The sequence below is a fragment of the Geobacter sp. PheSNFMC genome (assembly GCF_059620965.1).
Genome location: NZ_JCAMRN010000110.1, coordinates 1 through 6373, shown reverse-complemented (window position 1 = coordinate 6373; position 6373 = coordinate 1). Strand labels below are relative to the sequence as shown.

Sequence of the window (6373 nt, the reverse complement as noted above, 5' to 3'; positions counted from 1 at the left end):
CACGGGAGTGGTCAGGATGTTCTGGAGCTGCGTCTTCACGCTGCGCAGGGTCGAGTCCCCGGAGAGGACCCCTCCCTTCTTGGTGGTGGCATTGTACTCGGACTGCTTGTTGATCTGGGACATGGCCGCGTTGTAGGCGCCGACGAAGTCGTTGATCTTCTTGGTGACCCCGGATGTATCGTTCCCCACGGTAACCGTGGTGGTGGCTCCCCCCTCCTTGAGCAGGGTGAGTGACACGCCGGGGATCACGTCAGTGACGATGTTGGAGGTCTTGGTGATGGCAATGCCGTTTACGGAGAAACTGGCAGCCGCTCCCGCCTGATAGGCCGGGCCCGACTTGGTGATGGTGGGCGTGGCATAGGCGGTACCGCTGGCCGGGTCGCCGGTGAGGCCGGAGAAGTCAAGGGTGTAATTGTTCGTATCCTTGCCGGTGATGACGAGCCGGTAGGGATTCGCCGATCCGTCGTTGATGATCGACGCAGTCACGTTCGCGCCGGAGGCATTGATGGCAGAGGCGATCCCCTGGAGGGAGTTCTGGCCTTCGGCAATGGTGATGGGAGTGGCCACACCGCTAATGGTGAAGGTGCCGGTCTTGAAATTGAGCTCGTCTGCCGAGGCATACCCCTGATCAACCACCTGACGCTCGTTCTTTGCCAGGGAGTTTACCGTCAGGGTATAGCTGCCCGGCGATGCGATGCTGGACGACGTGGCCGTCGCGACCGTACTGTCCCCCACGGACGTGGTCTTGCCCATGAAGCCGGTGGCGGTATTCATGCCGGCAGCCAGTGTCTTGAATGAGTTCAGCAGGTTCGTGACCTGGTTGTAGACATCGATCTGGCTGTTGATCGTGCTCTTCTTGCTCTCCAGGATCCGCTCGGGAGCGCGCTCCAGATACATGAGCTGGGAAATGAGCGTATTTGAGTCCAGTCCCGTTGCCAATCCGCTAAACGATACGCTTGCCATGTGCGTTTCCTCCTCGGGAACCGGAGATGCAAAACCGGCTCCACCTTGAATCAGTACAATCGAAAAACGCTTCCGGAAAAGAAGCGCGGCGTTTTCAGGCCACGCAGCCCTTGGCCGGGTGCACTACCCAGCAGGGTGCCATCCCTGCTTATACGTATCGACCTGATCGGGAAAAACTTTAGCGGCGAGAGACGGGAGTGTCAACTATTTGACCAAACCCGCAGTGGAGCGAGGCAGAGAGAGTCAGATTTTCGACCCTGAGAAACCGCGGGGAGAAACGGGGAGCACGATGCGCTCCGTCAATAAAGAAAGGGGAGAGGCATGTGCCTCCCCCCTTTGCATGACCTGAACTGCCAGTCGGATTAACGCAGGAGCGAAAGAGCCGACTGCGGGGTCTGGTTGGCCTGGGCCAGGATGGCGGTGCCGGCCTGGGTCAGGATCTGGGCGCGGGTCAGGGCTGCGGTCTCGGAAGCAACGTCAACGTCGCGGATCCGGGATTCTGCGGCGGAGAGGTTCTCCACCGACACCTGGAGGTTGTTGATGGTGGACTGGAGGCGGTTCTGGACCGCACCCAGGGTACCACGGATGCCGGAGACGTTCTTGATGGCCGAGTCGATGGAGTCAAGGGCGGCCTTGGCGGCGGCACCATCGGTACCGGTGACGCTGGCGGTGCCAACGCCGATGGAGCTGGCGCCGGCAGCACTGATGGAGACGGAGATCACGTCATTGCTGGTATTGCGCGAACCAACCTGGAACGAGTAGGTGGCGGAGGTGCCGTCCAGAAGCTTGGAGCCGTTGAACTCGCTGGAGCTGGCAATCCGGTCGATCTCGCCCTTGAGGGCCTGGAACTCGGAGTCGATGTAGCCACGCTGCTCGGAAGAAACGGTGCCGGTAGCAGACTGGGTGGCGAGCTCCCTCATCCGGACCAGGATGTTGCTGACCTCGTTCAGAGCACCTTCAGCGGTCTGCACGAGAGACACGCCGTCGTTGGCGTTGCGGACGGCCTGGTTCATGGAGCGAATCTGAGCCCTCATGTTCTCGGAGATGGCCAGACCGGCGGCGTCGTCACCGGCGCGGTTGATCCGATAGCCGGACGAGAGGCGCTCAAGGGACTTGCCAAGGGACAACTGGGTGATGTTGAGGTTCCGCTGGGCGTTGATGGATGCGACGTTGGTGTTTACTGTGAGTGCCATGGTGTACTTCCTCCTTGAGTGTGATTCGGGGTTTCCTTACCCCTTGGGTGTGCAAGCCGAAAGCCATGACGTTGCCGGCGCCCAGCCGGGCCCGACGCGGGTGCCGTCCACGCCCTGCCTTTCAACTTTCATCTTCGGTCGACGTGCGAAGCGCCGCCGTTTAGTTCACGTATCGGCGGCAGCCGGAAAAGCTTTAGAAAAAAAATCGCGTGTCCCTTATTTTTTTCTCAAAAAGCAGTCGCTCCGCGCACGGCGGGAGGATTAGCCCAAATTACGCACCGTTGCCAAGCTATGCCACAGAGACAGCGCCGGCCGCGCTCCCCGTGCCGGACGCCCTGCCCCTGGCGGCCTGATCAAAGAAGGGCTGTTTGGTGGTATACCTGCTCCCCTCCAGGACGATCTGCTTGGCAAGCATCCGCTTCGGGTTGAGCGCGATGGGCCCCTGGAGGTTGACCGTGATGTCGAAGGGGTCTGAGGCCATGGTCACGACCGCCAGCAGCAGCACCTCATCGCCGTCGTTCACGCAGAGCTTTTCGCTCTCTTCGGCGGTGAGCTTTACCGCGTAGTCCGGCGCGCACTCCTTGGTGTCCACCACCACGAAGGCCAATTCCGGGTTCTCCACCGACTGGAACCAGCAGAAGGGGGTTATGTTTTGTGGGGTGAGCAGGGCAAAGCGTTTCTCGGAGAATCCGAGCATCCCGTCGGGCATGGTGATGATTTTCGCCTCGTCGATGACTATCTCGCCGAAACGCGTGGTGGTCACGTTCACGTTCTTACTCCTTCCCGTCCGCGCCGAGGCAGGTTACCGCCTTCTCCAGGTCCGCCAGGTTCCACGAAGCGGCGATCTGGTTTTCGCGCTGAACCTTGAGGTAGATTTCCTCACGGTAAATGCGCAGGTCATTGGGAGCCTCGATGCCGAGCCGCACCTGGTTTCCCTTCATCTCCACCACCTTGATCCTGATGGAATCACCGATGGTGACTACTTCTCCCATTTTTCTGGTCAGTACTAACATACGCCCTCCTGGCGCCCTTCCCCCTACGAGAGGTAGTCAAGAAGTGAAACTTGCGAAATTTTCCCCGACGCCGCGATCGCCGCTTCAAAAGCCGTCTGCTGCTTGGTCAGGTCGCTGATGACCTGCATGAAATCCACGTCCTGCTTATCGGAGAGAACCTTTGTGAGGCTGAACTTCATCTCCTCGATGACGTTCTTCTGGCTTTCGAGCCGGTTCATGCGGGCGCCGAGATCGGTGCGGTTCGACAGGACCTGGGACAGGGCGGACTCCAGGTTCGGCAGTTCCGCCTGCACACCCGCCTGGTCGTTGGCACTCAGGGCCGTGATCAGGTTGTCGAACGTCCCGATGATGTCGGTACCGGTGGACCCCGGCGGAGTGCCGCCACGGAGCAGGTTGCCGCCCGAGTAGTTGATCGGCACGAAGGCGCCCCGGTCGATCTCGATGGTAATGCTGTCATCGGTGCCGTTGAACGCTCCCGCGGCATCGAAGGGAGGGGTGTCGTTCTTGAACCCTCCGAACACGTAGCGACCGTTGAGCTGGGTATTGCCGAGCTGAATGAGCTGGTTGCGCAACTGGATGATCTCGTTCATGCCCGATTCCCGGGCCTTGGCATCGCTGGTGGCGTTGGCCATCTGCACCGTCAGCTCCTTGGCCCGGATGAGCACGTTCCCCATCTCGTCCATGGCCGCCTCGGTCATGGAGAGCCAGGAAATGCCGTTGGAGATATTGCGCGAATACTGATCCCCCGCCGCCATGAGCGACTTCATGTGGAGAATCTGCTGGGCCGTGACCGGATCGTCCCCCGGAGCGCTGATCTTCACGCCGGTGGATGCCTGCTGCTCCAGCTCCTCCATTCGCCGCCTGATCGTCTGGAGGCTGTTGAGGACCAGGTTTGCCGTGGTGTTTTGCGTTACTCTCATGGCGTTTTCCTATCGAACGAGTCCGAGGATGATGTCTATCATCTCGGTTCCCGTGTTGATGAGTTTCGCGGCCCCCTCGTAGGCCTTCTGGTACTTGATGAGGTTTGCCAGCTCCTCGTCGAGAGAGACCCCCGACTGGGATTCGCGCAGATTGTTCAACTGCTTCAGGACTCCCTCGGACAGCGCTGCGCTCCGCTCTGCATTCTGGACCGACACGCCCACCTTCCCCACCAGGGAGTTGTAGAAACCGCCCAGGGTCATGTTCCCGCCCGACAGGGGCAGGATCTTGTCGAACAGGGAAGCGATGTCCTTGGCATTGGTGTTGTTGCCGGTCCCCCCCACGGCGGGGTCGGCATTGGCGGCGGCGATGTCGTTGGTGTTGGTGATGGCGACGGATATCCCTCCCAGCCCGCTGTATCCCGCCATGGTCGCCGGCGTGGTGAAGAAGCCGATCCCCGTGGAGCCGGTGAGGCCGAAGCCGCTGGAGTGAACCGCGTTCACCTCGGTTGCCAGGGTATAGGCCAGCTCATCGAGGTCGGCCAGAAACCCGTTCACGAGAGAATCGCGGACCTGAAGCGTTCCCCCCATTTCCCCCTGGCTGTTCCCCGGTCCCCCTGCGATGGAACTGATGTCCACGGCGGTGGTGCCGCCGGGGGCGGTGGAGTAGATCCTGTAGAAGCCCGAATTGGCCGCATCGGGCTGCAGTGAAAGGACTGCCGCGTCTTTGCCCAGGACCAGCGGCTGACCGAGGGAGAGGCTCACGTTGAGGGTGCCGTCGGTCTGCTCCATGTACGTGATGCCCACTTTTTCGGCGAGCTGACGCACCGCCAGATCCCGCTGGTCGCGCAGTTCATTGGCCCGGGCGCCCTGAATCTCTATCTGCTTGATCTGCTCGTTGAGGGAGGCAATCTTCCGCAGCTTGTCGTTGACGTTGGCGGTAATCCCTTCCAGGGACTGGTTTGCCTCGGTCCTGATGTCGTTGAGGTAGTTGTTGACCCGCTTGAACTGGTCCGCAAGCTGCTGCCCCCGCGCCAGGATCGCCTGCCGCTCGGGCTGGCCCTGGGGGTTGGCGGTCAGATCCTGCCAGGCGCCGAAAAAGTCCTGCAGCGACTTGCCCAGACCGTCGGTGGTGAACTCGTTGAAGAGTTGCTCGGCCCGCGTCATGGAGGCAAGCACCGTATCGCTCCACCCCTTGGTGGTGCTTTCGGACTTGAGTTGCGTCTGGAGGAAGTCGTCGTAGGCGCGCTGGATTTCAGCCACCCTTACCCCGTTGCCCAGGGGGAACCCCCGTTCCTGGGACACGGTGGCGGTGGTGAAAACGGTGGTCTGCTTCGAATAGCCGGGCGTGTTCACGTTGGTGATGTTCTCGCTGGTGACCTCAAGGGCGAGACGCTGCGCGGTGATGCCTGATTTGGCTATGTCGAGGAGGCTCAGGATACTCATGTCAGATCTCCTTCCGGAGAATGCCGCCGGAGGAGCGTTCCACCATGGAGCCGGAGTGGCCGTAGGTTTCGGCTACCGTGAGGCGGCTCTGGAAAAATGCCAGGGACCGTCCCACCGTGACCATGGAAGTCTCCAGCAGCCGCCGGTTGTCGGCAATCATGTCGCGGATTTCCCGGGCAAGGGTCGAGAGCCTGGCCTGGAGCCCGGCAAGTTCAGCCTTCTCGGGCGAGGGGGTTCCGGTCAGAAGGGGCGACAGGGTTGCCTCGCCCAGGCCTCTGGCGCGGGCTTCGTCGGCGATGACCTTGCGGCAGTCGTCATCAAGCTCTTCCATGCGTGCCACCACCTGCACCTTGTGCTCGACCGCGGCCTGGAGCCGCTCGGCCTGGAGCGCCACGATGCTCGCACGCTCCTCTTCCAGCAGCCTGACCATCTCTTCCATGCTCGCCCCCCGGGCGTTCAGAAGCTCAACAAGCCGTGACAGTCCTTTGTCCATCCCCTGCATCTCCTCTCCCTAAACGTTCTGTCCTATCATGCGCATCGCCACCGAGCGGGCATCGACCCGGTACGATCCTTCGGCCATCTGCTGCCTGATCTCCGCGACCCGCTCGGCACGGAACGACTCGCCGTTGCCGGCCGCCTCCTTCAGGCGGTCGATGGCCGGTTTGTCGATGGAGAGATCTACCCGCTCCGTCACCGGCGCCGCCTCGGCCCTGGCCGCGTGCCCCGCGCCCGCCTTCGGCGGTGCAGCGGGAGGCGCCCCCGCGCTGGAAAGGGATACGATATCGCTATCAATCAGCATAGCTATCGGGCACCGTTCTTTTCATCCGCGGCCGGCTTCGCC

8 protein-coding genes are annotated in these 6373 nt (G+C 61.6%); all 8 read right to left on the bottom strand.

The features are described 5' to 3' along the window. Positions 1-963 (bottom strand): flagellar filament capping protein FliD (gene fliD, locus AC6CDK_RS17425; RefSeq protein ID WP_496639939.1); only part of this gene is annotated, 963 nt, incomplete at its 3' end. Positions 964-1325: 362 nt separating this feature from the next. Continuing rightward, entirely contained in the window at positions 1326-2156 is an 831-nt protein-coding gene (locus AC6CDK_RS17420) for a flagellin N-terminal helical domain-containing protein (RefSeq protein WP_039646782.1), read from the bottom strand. A gap of 289 nt (positions 2157-2445) precedes the next feature. Continuing rightward, positions 2446-2925: a flagellar assembly protein FliW gene (locus tag AC6CDK_RS17415; RefSeq protein WP_039646784.1), complete on the bottom strand. Its 480-nt coding sequence runs from the start codon at positions 2923-2925 to the stop codon at positions 2446-2448. A gap of 4 nt (positions 2926-2929) precedes the next feature. Further along, positions 2930-3169: a carbon storage regulator CsrA gene (csrA, locus tag AC6CDK_RS17410; protein WP_039646786.1), complete on the bottom strand. Its 240-nt coding sequence runs from the start codon at positions 3167-3169 to the stop codon at positions 2930-2932. 23 nt (positions 3170-3192) lie between these two features. Next, entirely contained in the window at positions 3193-4089 is an 897-nt protein-coding gene (gene flgL, locus AC6CDK_RS17405) for a flagellar hook-associated protein FlgL (RefSeq protein WP_192905368.1), read from the bottom strand. A 9-nt stretch (positions 4090-4098) separates the two neighbouring features. After that, positions 4099-5532, bottom strand: a complete 1434-nt coding sequence (flgK, locus tag AC6CDK_RS17400) for a flagellar hook-associated protein FlgK (protein WP_039646790.1) — start codon at positions 5530-5532, stop codon at positions 4099-4101. A gap of 1 nt (position 5533) precedes the next feature. Then, positions 5534-6025 (bottom strand): flagellar protein FlgN, encoded by a 492-nt coding sequence (locus tag AC6CDK_RS17395; protein WP_039648393.1) that lies wholly within the window; start codon positions 6023-6025, stop codon positions 5534-5536. A gap of 18 nt (positions 6026-6043) precedes the next feature. Continuing rightward, positions 6044-6331, bottom strand: a complete 288-nt coding sequence (flgM, locus tag AC6CDK_RS17390; protein ID WP_039646792.1) for a flagellar biosynthesis anti-sigma factor FlgM — start codon at positions 6329-6331, stop codon at positions 6044-6046. Positions 6332-6373 lie beyond the last annotated feature (42 nt).